The sequence below is a fragment of the Phytopseudomonas seleniipraecipitans genome, from assembly GCF_900102335.1.
Taxonomy (GTDB): Bacteria; Pseudomonadota; Gammaproteobacteria; order Pseudomonadales; family Pseudomonadaceae; genus Aquipseudomonas; species Aquipseudomonas seleniipraecipitans.
In genome coordinates this window covers 271,672-289,401 of record NZ_FNBM01000005.1, presented here as the reverse complement: position 1 = coordinate 289,401, position 17,730 = coordinate 271,672, and the positions used below count along the sequence as shown (strand labels likewise).

At 63.0% G+C, this 17,730-nt stretch carries 13 protein-coding genes; 9 read left to right on the top strand and 4 right to left on the bottom strand.

Translation table 11 applies throughout. From position 1 onward, the window contains the following. Nucleotides 1-84 precede the first annotated feature (84 nt). The 5 genes from BLS60_RS13240 (at nt 85) to betA (ending at nt 7,006) form a co-directional block, all read left to right on the top strand. Entirely contained in the window at nt 85-2,007 is a 1,923-nt protein-coding gene (locus BLS60_RS13240) for an ATP-binding protein (protein ID WP_244153406.1), read from the top strand. Beyond that, nucleotides 2,004-2,696 (top strand): response regulator, encoded by a 693-nt coding sequence (locus BLS60_RS13235; protein ID WP_092368792.1) that lies wholly within the window; start codon nt 2,004-2,006, stop codon nt 2,694-2,696. The genes BLS60_RS13240 and BLS60_RS13235 overlap by 4 nt, the downstream gene beginning before the upstream one ends. A 59-nt stretch (nt 2,697-2,755) precedes the next feature. After that, nucleotides 2,756-3,358 (top strand): transcriptional regulator BetI, encoded by a 603-nt coding sequence (betI, locus tag BLS60_RS13230; RefSeq protein ID WP_092368789.1) that lies wholly within the window; start codon nt 2,756-2,758, stop codon nt 3,356-3,358. A gap of 345 nt (nt 3,359-3,703) precedes the next feature. Further along, nucleotides 3,704-5,176, top strand: a complete 1,473-nt coding sequence (gene betB, locus BLS60_RS13225; protein WP_070880880.1) for a betaine-aldehyde dehydrogenase — start codon at nt 3,704-3,706, stop codon at nt 5,174-5,176. 120 nt (nt 5,177-5,296) lie between these two features. After that, complete coding sequence (betA, locus tag BLS60_RS13220; RefSeq protein ID WP_092368786.1) at nt 5,297-7,006, top strand: choline dehydrogenase; 1,710 nt, start codon at nt 5,297-5,299, stop codon at nt 7,004-7,006. Here the strand turns inward: betA and torT are convergent. Next, on the bottom strand, nt 7,003-8,019 hold the full coding sequence (torT, locus tag BLS60_RS13215) for a TMAO reductase system periplasmic protein TorT (RefSeq protein ID WP_092368783.1): 1,017 nt from the start codon (nt 8,017-8,019) through the stop codon (nt 7,003-7,005). The genes betA and torT overlap by 4 nt on opposite strands. Nucleotides 8,020-8,224: 205 nt before the next feature. On the opposite strand from torT, the gene mdtD reads away from it, so the two are divergent. The 3 genes from mdtD to BLS60_RS13200 all read left to right on the top strand — a co-directional run bounded on the left by mdtD (nt 8,225) and on the right by BLS60_RS13200 (nt 12,369). Further along, nucleotides 8,225-9,640 (top strand): multidrug transporter subunit MdtD, encoded by a 1,416-nt coding sequence (mdtD, locus tag BLS60_RS13210; protein ID WP_070880883.1) that lies wholly within the window; start codon nt 8,225-8,227, stop codon nt 9,638-9,640. A 78-nt stretch (nt 9,641-9,718) separates the two neighbouring features. Further along, a complete protein-coding gene (dbpA, locus tag BLS60_RS13205; RefSeq protein ID WP_083328619.1) occupies nt 9,719-11,098 on the top strand; it encodes an ATP-dependent RNA helicase DbpA in 1,380 nt (459 codons plus the stop codon). A gap of 35 nt (nt 11,099-11,133) precedes the next feature. Continuing rightward, on the top strand, nt 11,134-12,369 hold the full coding sequence (locus BLS60_RS13200; protein ID WP_092368780.1) for a diguanylate cyclase domain-containing protein: 1,236 nt from the start codon (nt 11,134-11,136) through the stop codon (nt 12,367-12,369). 6 nt (nt 12,370-12,375) lie between these two features. Here the strand turns inward: BLS60_RS13200 and BLS60_RS13195 are convergent, their stop codons facing one another. After that, a complete protein-coding gene (locus BLS60_RS13195; protein WP_420848463.1) occupies nt 12,376-13,125 on the bottom strand; it encodes a substrate-binding periplasmic protein in 750 nt (249 codons plus the stop codon). 301 nt (nt 13,126-13,426) lie between these two features. On the opposite strand from BLS60_RS13195, the gene BLS60_RS13190 reads away from it, so the two are divergent. Next, nucleotides 13,427-14,611 carry a BaiN/RdsA family NAD(P)/FAD-dependent oxidoreductase gene (locus tag BLS60_RS13190; RefSeq protein ID WP_092368777.1) on the top strand — a complete coding sequence of 395 codons (1,185 nt, stop codon included), beginning with the start codon at nt 13,427-13,429 and terminating at the stop codon, nt 14,609-14,611. 116 nt (nt 14,612-14,727) lie between these two features. Here the strand turns inward: BLS60_RS13190 and sstT are convergent, their stop codons facing one another. Beyond that, the gene (sstT, locus tag BLS60_RS13185; RefSeq protein WP_092368774.1) at nt 14,728-15,990 is read right to left on the bottom strand and encodes a serine/threonine transporter SstT; all 1,263 of its coding nucleotides are present in this window, start codon (nt 15,988-15,990) and stop codon (nt 14,728-14,730) included. A gap of 252 nt (nt 15,991-16,242) precedes the next feature. Then, nucleotides 16,243-17,631: an L-serine ammonia-lyase gene (locus tag BLS60_RS13180; RefSeq protein ID WP_092368771.1), complete on the bottom strand. Its 1,389-nt coding sequence runs from the start codon at nt 17,629-17,631 to the stop codon at nt 16,243-16,245. Between the last annotated feature and the right edge of the window lie 99 nt (nt 17,632-17,730).

Here is a 17,730-nt window from a genome sequence, read left to right as displayed (position 1 = left end):
CGGCATTTTTACGGCCATCCGCAGTTCTTTACGCCAACCTTGCAGCGGGCCATGATCGGCACAGCCCCGGCCACGGAAATCACCATGCCTACCGCTGCACCCTCCACGCTGCGTTATTCACAGGGGCCACTGCTGGCCTGCCTGAGCGGCCAGGCAAATGATGAGGCACTGCTCAGCCACGTCGCCGAACTGGCACGGCTGCGCGGTCGGCCGTGGATCGCCGTAGCGGTTGCAGACAGCGCCCGGCATCAGGCCATGGGCGCGCTGGAACACCTCTGTGAACAGCTCGGCGGCAGCTACGTGCAACTGCAGGGCCGCAACCGCGCAACCTCACTCGTGGAGTTCGCCCATAGCCGCCAGGCGGCAGGGCTCTGGTGCGCTGGTAGCGGTCGACGCGCGCTTGTGAAGACCTTGCTGCGCCACGCCGACGGCTTCGAGATCGGCGCGCTCAACCTGCCGGGCAAGCCTAGCGAGAGGCGCCCGCCGCAAGCGACCGCGCCGTTCTCCGAGTACTTACTGGCGGTTGTGGCAGCATTCGTCGGCGCGTTGCTGGCGCAGGCCGTCTCGGGCTGGCTCGACCTGCCGAACATCTCCCTGGTATTCCTCGCCGCCGTGCTGCTGGTGGCGGTACGCAGCAGCACCGGCCCGGCGCTGCTTTGCGCGCTGCTGTCGTTCGGCGCCTATGGCTTTTACTTTCTGCCGCCGGCCTGGTCGGTAGTGATCCACCGCGAGCAGGACATCCTCACTCTGGTTTTTTTTCTGCTGATGGCCTTGCTCACCGGCAACCTTGCCGCCCGCCAGCGCCGGCAGTATCAGGACCTGCAGCAGGCGCAGGCGCAGACCCAGCAGTTGCTGCTGTTCGCCGAACGCCTGAGCAATGCACGGGATCACAGCGACCTGTTCCACGCCATGGCTCGTCAGCTGGACCTTCCCGATCAGCAGTTGTGCCTGCTCAGCCTCGACGAGAACGGCCACTGGCAGGCGCTCGACGGCAGCCCTCCCGACCTCAGCGAGCTGGAGCGGATCAGTGCCGAACATGCCTGGCGCAATGGCCAGCCCCGTGGTTACGACAGCCACAGCCTGGCGCGCCCGCACTGGTGGTGGTGGCCGCTGCTGGAGGTCGATCAACCGCTGGCGCTGCTTGGCGTGCGCACCGGCCAAGGCGATGCGCCGCCCATTGAGCAGCGCCGCCTGATCGGTACCCTGCTGCCATTGCTGAGTAACGCATTGGCCCGCGTAAGGATCGCCGAGGCATTGGCCCATTCACGCCTGCACCACGAGACCGAGCGCTTGCGCAGCGCCCTGCTGGCTTCGGTTTCCCACGACCTGCGCACCCCGTTGACGGCCATGCGCGGCAATATCGAAACCCTGCAACTGTTCGCGGACAACCTCGACGCGGCAGTCCGCGACGAACTGCTGCAGGACACCGGCACCGAGGCCGCCCGCCTGGATCGTTACATACAGAACCTGTTGGATATGACCCGCCTCAGCCACGGCGCCTTGCAGCTGGAGCGCGACTGGGTGAGCGCTGGCGACCTGATCGCCGTGGCCCTGCAACGTTTGCGACCGATGCTGCAGCCGCTGCGTGTCAGCTACGACGTACCGGACGATACGCCGCTGCTGTGGGCACAAGGTGCATTGATCGAGCAGGCCTTGATCAACGTATTGGAAAACGCCGCACGCTTCTCGCCGCCGGGCGGTGAAATCGGTATTCGTGTCAGCAGCCATGGCGCCTGGCTGAACATCGCCGTGAGCGACCAGGGCCCTGGCATTCCCGAGGATGAGCAAGCGCGCATCTTCGACATGTTCTACACCGCTGCGCGGGGTGACCGCGGTGGCGGTGGTACCGGCCTGGGCCTGGCGATCTGTCAGGGCATGCTTACCGCCCACGGCGGTCACGTGAGCGTCGCCTCGGTGCTCGGCCGCGGTAGCACACTGACCTTGCACATGCCACTGGCTGCCGCACCGGGTGGCGAACCTGCCGAACACGAGGGCGCGCCAACATGAATGCGGCAAGCATCCTGCTGGTCGATGACGAAGCGGCCATTCGCAAATTCCTGCGGATCGGCCTGCAAGCCCAGAATTACCGAGTGATCGAAGCCGATTGCGGCGAGGCGGCACTGCGTTTGGCAGCCCTGGAGCAACCCGACCTGGTGGTGCTCGACCTCGGCCTACCGGACATGGACGGCCAGGAAGTGCTGGCGCGGCTGCGCGAGTGGTCGAGTGTACCGGTGCTGGTGCTCTCGGTACGCGCCGGGGAAAAGGACAAGGTCATGGCCCTTGACCAGGGCGCCAACGACTACGTCAGCAAACCCTTCGGCGTGCAGGAATTTCTCGCCCGGGTACGCGCCCTGCTGCGCAACCGTCCCTCGACGCAACGGCCTGCCGCCGCGCTGATCAGTGGCCCGTTGCGGGTCGACTTCGCCTTTCGCCGGGTCAGCCTGGATGACCAGGACATCGGCCTGACGCGCAAGGAATACGCCGTGCTGGAAACGCTCGCCCGCCATCCTGGCATGGTCGTCACCCAGCAGCAGCTATTGCGTGACATCTGGGGGCCCAGCCATATCGAGCACAGCCACTACCTGCGCATCGTCATCGCCCACCTGCGCCAAAAGCTCGGCGACGATCCTGCAGCGCCAAGGTTGATCGTCACCGAAGCAGGGGTCGGCTATCGGCTGGTTGATCGGGACGCCTGAACGATCCGCCCCCGGATGCCTCTGTTAGACTGCCGCCACAACCCTTGCCGGAGAACATGATGCCCAAGGTCGGAATGCAGCCGATCCGCCGCTCGCAACTGATTGCCGCGACCCTCGAAGCCGTCGACCAAGTGGGCATGAGCGATGCCAGCATCGCCTACATCGCCCGTCTCGCCGGCGTGTCGAACGGCATCATCAGTCACTATTTCCAGGACAAGAACGGCCTGCTGGAAGCAACCATGCGTCATCTGATGCAGGCGTTGAGCGAAGCCGTCCATGCCCGTTACCGGTTGCTGCGTGAAGACACGCCCCAGGCACGCCTGCGCGCGATCATCGACGGCAACTTCGACGAAACCCAAGTCAGCGGGCCGGCCATGAAAACCTGGCTGGCGTTCTGGGCCAGCAGCATGCACCAACCCTCGCTGCGCCGCCTGCAGCGAGTCAACGACCAGCGCCTGTACTCGAACCTGTGCGGCCAGTTCCGCCGCGTATTGCCGCAACCGCAGGCTCGCGCAGCCGCGCGCGGCATGGCCGCACTGATCGATGGGTTGTGGCTGCGCGGCGCGCTGTCGGGGGAAAGCTTCGATACTCGCCAGGCGGCGCAGATCGCCTACGACTACCTCGACCTGCAATTGGCCAAGGCAGAAACCGCGCTCAGCTGATCGTCTGCAAGCGGGCTCCTACACGGCAGCCCCGGCCAGGTAGGAGCGTCCACCTCGGCGCGACTCGATAACGGCCTTGCCGCGCCATCGGTAGTGCCCGCGCCATACGCCGCAGGGCCGCGGCGCCTACATGGCAGCACCCTGCCAGCTTCACCCCGACACTGATTCACATGTCGTATTCGGCTCGCTTCTCGTCGCCCGCAGGATTTTTATTGATTGATCGATCAATAAAAATAAAGTAGGCTGTTTTTTAACCAAATCGGCTGGCATGTCTTTTCACCTCGTTCACGCCGATTCATCCGCCAGAGCGCCTGCAGCGTCCTGGCCCGATCAGGAGAACGCCCCATGGCCCGATTCGAAGACCAGAAGCTTTACATAGGCGGCCGTTACGTCGACTCCAGCAGCAGCGCGACGCTGCAAAGCATCAACCCGGCCAACGGCGAAGTGCTGGCCAACATCCAGCGCGCCAGCCGGGACGATGTCGAACGTGCCGTCGCCAGTGCCGAGCAGGGCCAGAAAGTCTGGGCGGCGATGACCGCCATGCAGCGTTCGCGCATCTTGCGCCGCGCCGTGGATATCCTGCGTGAGCGCAACGACGAGCTGGCCGAGCTGGAAACCCTCGACACCGGCAAGCCGCTGAGCGAAACCCGTTACGTCGACATCGTCACTGGCGCCGATGTGCTCGAGTATTACGCGGGTCTGATCCCGGCCATCGAGGGTGAACAGATCCCGCTGCGCGACACCAGCTTCGTCTACACCCGCCGCGAGCCGCTGGGCGTGGTTGCCGGTATTGGCGCCTGGAACTACCCGATTCAGATCGCCCTGTGGAAATCCGCCCCAGCCCTGGCCGCCGGCAACGCAATGATCTTCAAACCCAGCGAAGTCACCTCGCTGACCACCCTCAAGCTGGCCGAGATTTACAGCGAAGCCGGCCTACCGGATGGCGTGTTCAACGTGCTGACCGGCACCGGCAGCGAAGTCGGCCAGTGGCTCACCGAGCATCCGCGGATCGAGAAGATCTCCTTCACCGGCGGCACCGTCACCGGCAAAAAGGTCATGGCCAGCGCCTCCAGCTCGTCGCTCAAGGAAGTGACCATGGAACTGGGCGGCAAGTCGCCACTGATTGTTTTCGAAGACGCCGACCTGGATCGCGCCGCCGACATCGCGCTGATGGCCAACTTCTACAGTTCCGGCCAGGTGTGCACCAACGGCACCCGCGTGTTCGTGCCGCGTGCGCTGCAGGCACGCTTCGAAAGCAAGGTGCTGGAGCGCGTCAAGCGCATTCGCCTGGGCAGTCCGCAGGACGATCAGACCAACTTCGGCCCGCTGGTCAGCTTCGCCCACATGGAGCGCGTGCTGGGCTACATCGAAACAGGTCGCCAGCAAGGCGCACGCCTGCTAACCGGCGGCGAACGCGTGATCGAGGGCGACTACGCCAATGGCGCCTATGTGGCACCGACGGTGTTTACCGACTGCCGTGACGATATGACCATCGTGCGCGAGGAGATCTTCGGCCCGGTGATGAGCATCCTCATCTACGACAGCGAAGAGGAAGTCATCCGACGCGCCAACGATACCGACTACGGCCTGGCCGCTGGCATCGTCACGCGCGATCTGAACCGCGCGCACCGGGTTATCCACAAGCTGGAAGCAGGTATCTGCTGGATCAATACCTGGGGTGAGTCCGCTGCCGAAATGCCAGTGGGCGGATACAAGCAATCCGGCGTCGGCCGCGAGAACGGCCTGACCACGCTGGCCCATTACACCCGCATCAAATCCGTGCAGGTCGAACTCGGCGAATACGCCTCGGTGTTCTGAATGCGTTTGCCGAGCGGCGCCAACCGGCGCCCCGGCAGCGCGGCACAACCTGCTCCATGAGCCGGACACGGGCCTGCGATCCGCTTGGCCCAAGGCTCAGCCACCTACCAGGAGGCCACCATGTCCCACGAATTCGATTACATCATCATCGGCGCCGGCTCTGCCGGCAACGTACTGGCAACCCGCCTGACCGAAGACGCCAGCGTCAGCGTGCTGCTGCTGGAAGCCGGCGGCCCGGATTATCGCCTCGACTTCCGTACCCAGATGCCCGCCGCCCTGGCGTTTCCGCTGCAGGGTCGCCGCTACAACTGGGCCTACGAGACCGACCCCGAGCCTTACATGGACAACCGCCGGATGGAATGCGGGCGCGGCAAGGGCCTGGGCGGTTCATCGCTGATCAACGGCATGTGCTACATCCGCGGCAACGCCATGGACTTCGACAATTGGGCCAAGCAGCCCGGTCTCGAAGACTGGAGTTACCTGGACTGCCTGCCGTACTTCCGCAAGGCGGAAACCCGTGATATCGGTGCCAACGATTACCACGGCGACAGCGGCCCGGTGAGCGTCACCACGCCCAAGGCCGACAACAACCCGCTGTTCCACGCCATGGTCGAAGCCGGCGTGCAGGCTGGCTACCCGCGTACCGATGACCTCAACGGTTACCAGCAGGAAGGCTTTGGCCCGATGGACCGCACCGTGACCCCGGAAGGCCGGCGCGCCAGCACCGCACGCGGCTATCTGGACCAGGCCCGCGAGCGCGCCAACCTGACCATCGTCACCCATGCGACCACCGACCGCATCCTGTTCGACGGCAAGCGCGCCAGCGGCGTCAGCTACCTGATTGGCAACTCGAACGATGCCACCGTCGCCACGGCACGCTGTGAAGTACTTCTGTGTGCAGGTGCCATCGCCTCGCCGCAGATCCTGCAGCGCTCCGGCGTCGGCTCCGGTGAATTGTTGCGTGGCCTGGACATTGATGTCGTGCATGACCTGCCTGGCGTGGGTGCCAACCTGCAGGATCACCTGGAGGTGTACGTGCAGTACGCCTGTACCCAGCCGGTGTCGCTGTACCCGGCCCTGAAGATGCTCAACCAGCCCGGGATCGGCGCCAAATGGCTGCTGGCCGGCGACGGTATCGGCGCCAGCAACCAGTTCGAGGCCGGTGGCTTCATCCGCTCGCGCGAAGAGTTCGAGTGGCCGAACCTGCAGTATCACTTCTTGCCCGTGGCGATCAATTACAACGGCAGCAATGCGGTAAAGGAGCATGGCTTTCAGGCCCATGTCGGCTCGATGCGCTCGCCAAGCCGTGGCCGCGTGCAGCTCAAGTCCAAAGACCCGCGTCAGCACCCGAGCATCCTGTTCAATTACATGGCACATGAGCAGGACTGGCAGGAGTTTCGCGACGGCATCCGCCTGACCCGCGAGATCATCAACCAGCCAGCCCTCGACCCGTACCGCGGTCGTGAACTGAGCCCAGGCGCCCATGTGCAGAGCGATGCCGAGCTGGACGCCTTTATTCGTGAACATGCAGAGACGGCCTTCCATCCGTCCTGCTCGTGCAAGATGGGCGAAGACGACATGGCGGTGGTCGATGGCCAGGGCCGCGTGCACGGCCTGCAGGGCCTGCGTGTGGTGGATGCGTCGATCATGCCGGAGATCATCACCGGCAACCTCAACGCCACCACCATTATGATCGCCGAGAAGATCGCCGACCGCATTCGTGGCCAGCAACCGCTGCCACGCAGCAAAGCGGCGTATTACAAGGCCAACGGCACACCGGTGCGTGGCACGCCGCTACGCTCAGTCGAAGCGATGCGCTCGGCCAGTTAGTTGGGCAATTCCTGGGTTGTCATCCGATAGCCTCCTGGGGGAGCCAGGCGCTGCAGGTCAAAGCGTTGCAAGGTACGGATATCAAGCATCTCTACCTGAGGGCTGATGATCGCGGGCAGCGCCTCGCCCTTGAGACCGCGGACCGCGAGATCCAGGGCGATACGTGCCTGAGTTACTGGCGAGTCGGTTGGCGCGGCCAGCAAATCACCTTCGCGTATCTGCTGAAGCACGCGATCAGTCGCGTAAAGCGACAGCACCCGCGTTCGCGAATGGGCACTGCCCACCAGCTCGGTGGCGAACAAGGCAGCTTCGGCGTTGCCGATCACGTAGTCCAGTTTGGGCTCAGCCTTGAACAGCTTGCGCGTCAACTGCGCCTGACGGCTGCGGTCCAGCGGACCGTAGCCGCCATGCACGAGGGTGATGGCTGTGCCGTGCAGGGCTGCGTGCAAACCGCGCTCGGCATCTTTTATCCAGCCAGCGTCGACCGGCCCTGGCAACCAGCCGACGCGAATGGGCCGACCTGCGCTGAGTTTGCTCAGGTACGTCACGGTCGCGCTGGCCATATCGGCGAAGTCAACGCGCGAGCGTGAGCTCAGCGTCTCACAGCCCAGGCCATTGATCAGATCAATCACCGGGCGTCCGGCGCTTTGCTGAACCGCAATACGCGAACACAGGTCGGAAGGATTGATAGCAGCAATCAGAAAGCCATCGGCACCTTTAGCAACACAATGGTCGAACTGCCTCACTTGAACGTCGGGATGGTCGTAGCCACCCGCCTCGTAAATACCGAGTCGGACGCCCAGGCGTTGCGCTTCCTGCTGCAACCCCCATGTCACGCCCCACCAGTAACGGTCCTTGGCATTCGGGATCAGCACGCAGATCCGCCAGGGCTCACTAGCGGCGCCTGTGGGCTGATAGCTACGCAACTGACCATCGATAACGACTGGCTGCGAGAACCCGGCCGCCAAGGACTGGCACGACCAGAGCAGAACGAGCAACAACAGACAACGCATATCAATCCTCCCTGAGGTCTGTTGATTCTTCGCAACGGCAGCGCCGGAACACCTTTGGCCTGACCTAGCGATATTTCCCTCGGCGACATGGGCTGCACCGAACCATCCGCAGCCCGATACACTGGCCGTGCTGGCCACCGTTCATCCTAGCACCCATGTCTCGATGACCGGCATGGATAGCGTATGACCCCGTAGTGAGACCACCATGACCCTGCTCGATGCCCGTACTGCCCGCCTGCTGCCCTGGATCGTCGCCATTGCGTTCTTCATGCAGACCCTGGACGGCACCATCCTCAACACGGCCCTGCCGAGCATGGCCGCCGACCTGTCCGAAGACCCGCTGCGCATGCAGTCGGTAATCATTGCCTACATGCTCACCGTGGCATTGCTGATCCCGGCATCCGGCTGGCTGGCGGATCGCTTCGGTACCCGGCACATCTTCTTCAGCGCTATCCTGCTGTTCAGCTTCGGCTCGCTCCTGTGCGCGGTCTCGCAGTCGCTGAACATGCTGGTGATCGCACGCATCATCCAGGGTTTTGGTGGCGCGCTGATGATGCCGGTAGGGCGGCTGGTGGTCCTGCGCGCCTACCCGCGCACGGAACTGGTACGCATCATGAGCTTCATCACCCTGCCCGGCCTGCTCGGCCCGCTGATCGGCCCGACCCTGGGCGGCTGGCTGGTGGAGTACGCCAGCTGGCACTGGATCTTCCTGCTCAACCTGCCGGTCGGCGCCGTTGGCTGCTGGGCCGCCTATCGCTTCATGCCGGAGCTGCGTGGCAGCGAGCGGACGCGCTTCGACCTGGCAGGTTTCCTGCTGTTCGGAGCCAGCATGCTGCTGATTACCATGGCACTGGAAGGCCTGGGTGAGCTGCACCTGCCGCACATGCGCGTGGTGCTTTTGCTGCTCGGCGGTCTGGCGTGCCTGGCGGCCTACTGGCTGCGCGCCGGACGTACGGCCAACGCGCTGTTCCCGCCGCGGCTGTTCAACACGCGCAGTTTCGCGGTGGGCATCTTCGGCAATATCTTCGCGCGTCTTGGCACCGGTGCCTTGCCGTTTCTTACCCCGCTGCTGCTGCAGTTGGGCATGGGCTATTCACCGGCCCAGGCCGGCATGAGCATGATCCCCCTGGCACTCGCCGCCATGGCCATGAAGCCGCTGGCCAAACCACTGATCGACCGCCTTGGCTACCGACGCATCCTGACCTTCAACACCGTGCTGCTGGGCTTGCTGATCACCAGCATGGCACTGGTCGACGGGCAGACCTCGCACCTGCAGCTGGCCATCCAACTGAGCCTGATCGGCGCCTTCAACTCCCTGCAGTTCACTGCCATGAACACCGTGACCCTGATCGACGTGCCCGACAGCGAAGCGAGCAGCGGCAACGGCCTGCTGTCGGTGGTGGTGCAGCTGTCGATCAGCATGGGCATCGCCACAGGCGCCGCGTTACTGAGCGGCTTCAGCCTGGACAATCAGGCCGCCGCCGACGGCGTGCTGAGCGCCTTCCAGTCCACCTACCTGTGCATCGGCCTGCTGACGATCCTGGCTGCGGGGATATTCCTGCAGTTGTCGCCGGATGATGGCCGCAGCGCCCGGCGGGTCAAGGTCGAGGTCGACGAGTAGGCACAGCGATAGGCGCAGGCCCCGGCACTGCGCCTGCTACACTAGGCGCCTTCGACTGTTCGCTTTAGGCTCTTTACCGTGACCGCTACCGCTTTCTCTTCGCTTGCCCTGTCGCCCGCCATGCTGGCGAACCTCGAGTCCCTCGGTTACGCAGAGATGACGCCGATCCAGGCCCAAAGCCTGCCGGTCATGCTCAAGGGCATGGACCTGATCGCCCAGGCCAAGACCGGCAGCGGCAAGACCGCCGCCTTCGGCATCGGCCTGCTGGCACCGCTCAACCCGCGCTACTTTGGCTGCCAGGCGCTGGTGCTGTGCCCGACCCGCGAGCTGGCCGATCAGGTCGCCAAGGAGCTGCGTCGCCTGGCGCGCGGCGAAGACAATATCAAGATCCTCACCCTCTGCGGTGGCGTGCCGTTCGGTCCGCAGATCGGCTCCCTGGAGCATGGTGCGCAGATTATCGTCGGCACGCCGGGTCGCGTGCAGCAGCACCTGGCCAAGGGCACGCTGAAACTGGACGGTCTAAATACCCTGGTGCTCGACGAAGCCGACCGCATGCTCGACATGGGCTTTTACGACAGCATCGCCGAGATCATCGGGCACACCCCGGAACGCCGCCAGACGCTGCTGTTCTCGGCTACCTATCCGGCCGGCATCAAGCAGTTGTCGGCGACCTTCATGCGCAACCCGCAGCAGGTCAAGGTCGAAGCCCTGCACGACGACAGCCAGATCGAACAACGCTTCTATGAAATCACGCCTGACGAGCGCATGGACGCCGTCGTCAAACTGCTCAATAGCTACCGCCCGACATCCTGCGTGGCCTTCTGCTTCACCAAGCAACAGTGCCAGGAAGTCGTCGACCACCTTACCGCCAAAGGCATGTCCGCAGCCGCCCTGCACGGTGATCTGGAGCAACGCGACCGTGATCAGGTGCTGGCGATGTTTGCCAACCGCAGCCTGTCGGTACTGGTCGCCACCGACGTGGCCGCACGCGGTCTGGATATCGATGCCCTGGACATGGTGATCAACGTCGAACTGGCGCGCGATTCGGAAATTCACATTCACCGCGTTGGCCGCACCGGCCGCGCAGGCGAGAAAGGCCTGGCGATGAGCCTGGTTGCACCCGCCGAAGGCCATCGTGCCCAAGCTATCGAAACCCTGCAAAAGTCGCCACTCAACTGGCACCCGCTGAGCAGCTTGAAACATCAAGGCGGCGCGCCACTGCAACCGCTCATGATGACCCTGTGTATCGGCGCCGGGCGCAAAGACAAACTGCGCCCCGGCGACATTCTCGGTGCACTCACCGGCGAGGGTGGTATCCCTGGCGCGCAGGTCGGCAAGATCGCTATTTTCGACTTCCAGGCCTATGTAGCCGTTGAGCGCAGCCTGGCCGTGCAGGCGCTCAAGTGCCTCAGCGAAGGCAAGATCAAAGGCCGCTCGTTGCGCGTGCGCACGTTGTAGACTCAAGGTAACTGCAGATCCGCACAGGGGGTTCCGTGCGCAATATTCTGGTCATCGAAGACAGCCCGCTGGTACTGAAAATCCTCGACCATCTGTTCCGCCAGGAAGCGGATCTGCAACCGGTGTTCTGCGCCTCCCTGGCTGAAGCCGAGGTGATGCTGGACACCTCGGCGTCGCTGTTCTTCGCCGCCATCGTCGACCTGCACCTGCCCGATGCGCCGGATGGCGAAAGCGTCGATCTGGTGATGCGTTACGCCCTGCCGTGCATCGTGCTCAGCGGCTCGTACAACGAACGGCGGCGCGACGAGCTGTTGTTCAAGGGCGTAGTCGATTACGTGCTCAAGGAAAGCCAGCACTCCTACGAATATGCCTTCCGCCTGCTGCATCGCCTGCAAAGCAACAGCCAGGTAAAGATTCTGGTTGCCGAGGATTCGGAAGCCACGCGGCATTTCATTCGCCACGTACTGGCACCCCATCGCTACCAGATTCTCGAGGCCAGCGATGGCGAGCAAGCCCTGCGCATTCTCCAGGCCCAGCCGGACATCGACATGCTGGTGGTCGATCACAGTATGCCCGGCATCAGCGGCTTCGAATTGGTCAAGCTGCTGCGCCAGAAGATGAAGCGCAATGAGCTGGTCATCCTCGGGCTGTCCGCCGATACCAAAGGCTCGCTGAGCGCGATGTTCATCAAGCACGGCGCCGATGACTTCCTGCGCAAACCCTTCTGCCCGGAAGAGCTGAACTGCCGGGTGATCTCGACCCTGGAGCGCCGCGACCTGATGCGCGCGCTGAAACAGGCTGCGCAGTTCGATGCGCTGACCGGGCTGAACAACCGCCGCGCGTTCTACGAGCAAGGCCTCCAACAGTTCCAGTTGGCACAGCGCAGTGGCTATGAACTGAGCGTGGCGATGCTCGACTTGGACCTCTTCAAGCAGATCAACGATGAGCATGGTCACGCCACTGGCGATGCAGCGTTGATCGCCTTTACCCGCGCGCTCAGTGCGGCATTCCCGGATGCCCTGCTCGGGCGTCTCGGTGGTGAAGAGTTCGCCATGGTCAGCCAGCAGAATGCCGAGCAACTGAGCGAGGCACTCGACAGGCTGCGAGAGCAATGCGCGCAGCTCAAGTACGCCGTCGGCGCGCCGCCGCTGTCATTCAGCGCGGGCGTCCACCATGGCGCCCCGGAAGACCTGGAAAGCCTGCTGCACCTGGCCGACCAGCAGCTTTATCAGGCCAAACGTCAGGGTCGCGCCCGCACGCTCTGGCAGTGACCTCTCTCAAAGACCGTGACGCGCCATGATCGCCGCATAGCTGCCATCGGCGCGCATGGCCGCGATCGCCGCATCGAAGCGCTTGGCAATCTCGGCATGCTGGCCGTGGCTGAGGCGGATAAGGATGTGCAGCTCATTCTCGCTCAGCGGCACCGGCAGAAATTCCAGCTGGTCGGCAATATCCTTGAGCTGCTCGCTGAATTGAAACCGGGCAACGTATTCATCCTCCACAGCCAGATCCACACGGCCAAGCTGCAACATGTGCGCGGCACTTTCGAAACTGCTGACCGCAATCGTCTGCAGATTCTTGTCGGCGTTGAAGGCACCGGAATAGGCATAGCCACGCATGACGGCAATGCGGTAGGGATACAGATCGGACAGTTGGGTGAAGGTGAAGTCGGCGCCCTTGCGCTGCACCAGCCGGATTCGATTGATCAGGTATGGCTGCGAGTAGTGGCCCCATTCGGAGCGCTCGTCACTGAACCAGGAATCCACCAGCACATCGTAGTTAGCCCTGCGCAGACCGAGGATCGCGCGATTCCACGGCACCTCGTGGTACTCGCTGGGATAGCCGGCTCGGCTCAACGCCGTCGCCACCAGTTCAACCGCCGCACCATTGCCCGGGAGCCGTTTGTCGGTGAACGGCGGCCAGCTATCGGCGACAAGACGCAGGGGTTGGGTGCCGTCGGCTTCAGCGCCGCAAGCCAATAACAGCAGGAAAAAGCAACATGCTGGCCAGCTTTTCAACGATGACAGGCCTCGACAAGCAGGAAGGAAAGCTGCTGCGCAGACAGCGTCTGGCAGACACACACCATAGCGGCAAATCCATTACTAGCGAATCGCCATATTCGGCATTGATTGAGAATAATGGCTAGACCTGCCCCGACAAGGCCAGTTCACAAAATACCCGCCCTGGCATAATCACGAACCCTCAGCACTGGCGTCGAAAAGATTGCGGTGGCACCGCCACGCGAGCCGCACCCGCCTTCAGGTAAACTGCGTCGTTTCGCGCCAGCCCGCAGTAATGTCTGGCGCCCAGCATCTGCGAGGACATTCCGTGCTTTCATCCCAGGTCGTCATCATCGGCGCAGGCGCAGCCGGCTTGATGTGCGCCATGAGCGCCGCCGCGCGTGGCCGCAGCGTACTGCTGCTCGACCACGCCAACAAGGCGGGCAAGAAGATCCTCATGTCCGGTGGCGGGCGCTGCAATTTCACCAACCTGTATTGCGAGCCCGGCAATTTTCTCTCGAACAACCTGCACTTCTGCAAATCCGCGCTGGCGCGCTTCACACAGTGGGACTTCATCGCCCTGGTCGCCAAGCATGGTGTGCCCTACCACGAGAAAAAGCTCGGCCAGCTGTTCTGCGACCACAAGTCCAGCGACATCCTCGGCCTGCTGCTGGACGAATGCGAGCAGATCGGCGTCGACCTCCGCCTCGACACCTCGGTAAACACCATCGAACGCAGTGAAAAGGGTTATCGACTGAACACCAGCCTGGGTCCGGTGAGCTGTGAATCACTGGTGATCGCCACTGGCGGGCTGTCTATTCCGACCCTCGGCGCGACCGGCTTCGGTTACCAGATCGCGCGCCAGTTCGGCCATACGTTGTTACCGACACGCGCGGGGTTGGTGCCCTTCACGCTGACCGACCCACAACTGAAGACCTTGTGCACGGAACTATCAGGCACGTCGGTGGAGGACTGCCGGGTGAGCTGCAACGGCCAGAGCTTCGTCGAAAACATCCTGTTCACCCACCGCGGCCTCAGTGGCCCGGCAATCCTGCAGATATCTTCCTACTGGCAACCTGGCGATACCGTGAGCATCGACCTGCTGCCGCATATCGACCTGCCCGAGTGGCTGCAGGAACAGCAACGCGAGCGCCCCAACAGCGAGTTGAAAACGCTGCTCGGCGAGCTGTTCACCAAGAAGATGGCCGGCCTGCTGGCCGAGCACTGGTTCGCTTCCAAACCGATGAAGCAATACACCCCGGCAGAGCTTAAAGCCGTTGCTGAACGCCTGGCCGACTGGCAGCTGGTACCCGCCGGCACCGAGGGCTACCGGACGGCGGAAGTGACGCTGGGCGGTATCGATACCAACGAGGTGTCGTCCAAGACCATGGAGTCGCTGAAATCGCCGGGGCTGTATTTCGTCGGTGAAGTGCTGGACGTCACCGGGCACCTGGGCGGCTTCAACTTCCAGTGGGCCTGGGCGTCGGGCTACGCGGCAGCCCAATACGTGTAGCGTCGAGCCGCCTGCAAAGCCTCGGGGCGCAATTGCTGATCTCGCCCCGCCCAGCCACAGGAAGACAGGTATAAAAAAACGCGCCCGAAGGCGCGTTTTTTTCAGCATCGGCGAAATTATTCGCGTGACGCTTGAGGTCCCGAGCGAACCGCTTGTTCTGTCGCCACCGGATGCTCACTGCCGTACGACGCCGCGGCGGTGAATACCACGTCGGTGTGCGAGTTCAGGGCTGTCTCGAAGGAATCCTGCACCACACCGATGATGAAACCGATGGCCACCACCTGCATGGCGATTTCGGTATCCACGCCGAACAGGCTGGTCGCCATCGGAATCAGCAACAACGAGCCACCGGCCACGCCAGAAACCCCGGCCGCTGCCAGGGACGACACGATGCACAGCAGCAATGCGGTCGGCAGGTCAACGGTGATACCCAGGGTGTGGGTGGTGGCCAGCGCCATCACGGATACGGTGATGGCCGCGCCCGCCATGTTGATGGTGGCGCCCAGCGGAATGGTGATCGAGTAGGTGTCCTTGTTCAGCTTGAGCTTTTCGCACAGGCGCAGGTTGACCGGAATGTTGGCGGCCGAGCTGCGCGTGAAGAAGGCGGTCAACGCGCTTTCGCGCAGGGCTGTAAACAACAGCGGATAGGGATTGCGGCGCATCCGGAGGAAGGCGAGCAGCGGGTTGACCAGCAATGCCACCACCAGCATGCAGCCGACCATCACCATCAGCAGACGCGCATAACCATACAGCGCCTCGAAGCCGGACACTGCCAGGGTGCTGGCGACCAGACCGAAGATACCGATCGGTGCTTGCTCGATGACGAAACGCACGATGCGCGTAAAGGCATCGGACATATCGGCGAGAAATACTCGGGTCGTCGGTGCAGCATGGCGCAGAAACAGACCCAACGCGATTGCCCAGGCCAGAATGGCGATGTAGTTGGAGGTGTTGAGCGCCTGGATTGGACCGACGAAGATGCTGATCAACAGGTTGTGCAGCACCTCGATGATGCTACTCGGCGGGTTGCCTTCGGCCGAGCTGATGTCCAGCGCCAGCGTGGTGGGGAACAGGAAGCTGGCGCACACCGCCAGGGCAGCGGCACTGAAGGTACTGATCAGGTACATCACCAGCACGGGACGCACGTGAGTAGGCTGCCCGCTCTGATGAGCCGCCAGCGAAGAGGTCACCAGTACCAGCACCAGCACTGGCGCCACAGCTTTCAGGGCCAGCACGAAGAGTTCACCTAGCAGGCCCACCTTGACGGCGGCTGCAGGTGCGAAATAGGCGAGCAGGATGCCCAGCACCAGGCCGATGAAGATGCGCAGCACCAGGCTGGTATTGGAATAGGCGGAAGCAATGCGTTTTAGAGTATTCATGTAATAGACGCTGTCCAGGATTCTAGGCTTGACGGCATGAGGGGACAGGTGAGGCAGGGCGTGAGCCAGGCCAAACCGGGCAGGTCACCACCACGACAGCCGTCGATTATAAGGGAGGCAGGCAGGATCAGCGCCACTCAAGTGGTATTGGGGGTCATACGGGGAGGTCTCGCTTGTTATTGTTGTAAAAGCTTGCAGACGTGGCACGGCCCGCCGGACCGTGCCACTGGCGTGTTCAGGTAAGCGAACGGATCAGCATTCGATGATGTTTACAGCCAGGCCGCCGCGCGCGGTTTCCTTGTATTTGGTCATCATGTCAGCACCGGTTTCGCGCATGGTCTTGATGACTTTGTCCAGGCTGACGTGGTGCGAACCGTCGCCGTAAAGCGCCATACGCGCGGCGTTGATGGCTTTGACCGAGGCAATGGCGTTGCGCTCGATACAGGGAATCTGCACCAGCCCGCCGACCGGGTCGCAGGTCAGCCCCAAGTGGTGTTCCATGCCGATCTCAGCGGCGTTCTCGACCTGCTCGGGCGTGCCGCCGAGTACCGCACAGAGCGCGCCAGCCGCCATCGAACAGGCCACGCCGACCTCGCCCTGACAGCCGACTTCGGCGCCGCTGATTGAAGCGTTCTCCTTGTACAGGATGCCGATCGCACCAGCGGTAAGCAGGAAGTCGATGATGCCGCGATCGCTGGCGCCTGAAATGGCATTGGCATAGTAATGCAGTACCGCTGGGATGATACCGGCGGCGCCGTTGGTGGGCGCGGTGACCACACGGCCACCGGCTGCGTTCTCTTCGTTGACTGCCAGCGCCCAGAGGTTGACCCAATCGAGCATACGCAGCGGGTCTTCCGTGTAGCTGCGCTGGAAGCCGCCCAGTTTGCGCGCCAGGATCGCGGCACGACGGCGCACCTTGAACCCTCCTGGCAGGATGCCTTCGGTACGACAGCCACGATCGACACACGCCTGCATGACGCGCCAGATGGACAACAGACCGCTATCGATCTCCTCATCCGTGCGCCAATGCCGTTCGTTGCGACGCATCACCTCGGCGATGCCGATGCCGTGCTCACGGGTCAGGCGCAGCAGGTCGGCGCCGCTAAGGAACGGCAGTGGCAACGCTGTGGCATCGGGGGCGATGACCTTGTGCTTGGAACCGTCGGCAAGAATCGCCTCACTGACCACGAAACCGCCGCCTACCGAATAGTACGTTGCTTCGTGCACCTGCAGGCCCGCCGCATCGAAGGCGGCAAAGCGCAAGCCGTTGGCGTGCAGTGGCAGCGCCTTGCGAATCATCTTCAGGTCGGTCTTTTCGTTGAACGCGACGGCATGGCCGCCTGGCAGCGTTATACGTTTGTCGGTGCGGATAGCCTCGATATAGCCAGCCACCTGCTCGACATCCACAGTATCCGGCTCGTAGCCGCTGAGGCCGAGCAACACCGCCTTGTCACTGCCGTGGCCCTTCCCAGTGGCACCCAGCGAGCCATACAGCTCGGCGACCACGCGCACGACGTTCGGCATATGCCCGTGGTTTTCCAGGGCATGGGTGAACAACCCCGCCGCACGCATCGGCCCGACGGTGTGTGAGCTGGATGGGCCAATGCCCACCTTGAACAGGTCGAATACGCTAACGGCCATGGCGATGATTTCTTTTATTGGGGTGAAGACAGTGCCCGGTTACGCACCATCGGTACCACGAAACTAAGACGCCTTTTCCGTTATGTATACTGATTTATC

Excerpts from the sequence above, each read along its gene's own strand:
- betB (WP_070880880.1), top strand. The coding sequence starts at position 3,704 with ATGGCCCGATTCGAAGACCAGAAGCTTTACATAGGCGGCCGTTACGTC.
- sstT (WP_092368774.1), bottom strand. The coding sequence starts at position 15,990 with ATGAATACTCTAAAACGCATTGCTTCCGCCTATTCCAATACCAGCCTG.
- betA (WP_092368786.1), top strand. The coding sequence starts at position 5,297 with ATGTCCCACGAATTCGATTACATCATCATCGGCGCCGGCTCTGCCGGC.
- betI (WP_092368789.1), top strand. The coding sequence starts at position 2,756 with ATGCCCAAGGTCGGAATGCAGCCGATCCGCCGCTCGCAACTGATTGCC.
- BLS60_RS13240 (WP_244153406.1), top strand. The coding sequence starts at position 85 with ATGCCTACCGCTGCACCCTCCACGCTGCGTTATTCACAGGGGCCACTG.
- mdtD (WP_070880883.1), top strand. The coding sequence starts at position 8,225 with ATGACCCTGCTCGATGCCCGTACTGCCCGCCTGCTGCCCTGGATCGTC.
- torT (WP_092368783.1), bottom strand. The coding sequence starts at position 8,019 with ATGCGTTGTCTGTTGTTGCTCGTTCTGCTCTGGTCGTGCCAGTCCTTG.
- BLS60_RS13235 (WP_092368792.1), top strand. The coding sequence starts at position 2,004 with ATGAATGCGGCAAGCATCCTGCTGGTCGATGACGAAGCGGCCATTCGC.
- BLS60_RS13180 (WP_092368771.1), bottom strand. The coding sequence starts at position 17,631 with ATGGCCGTTAGCGTATTCGACCTGTTCAAGGTGGGCATTGGCCCATCC.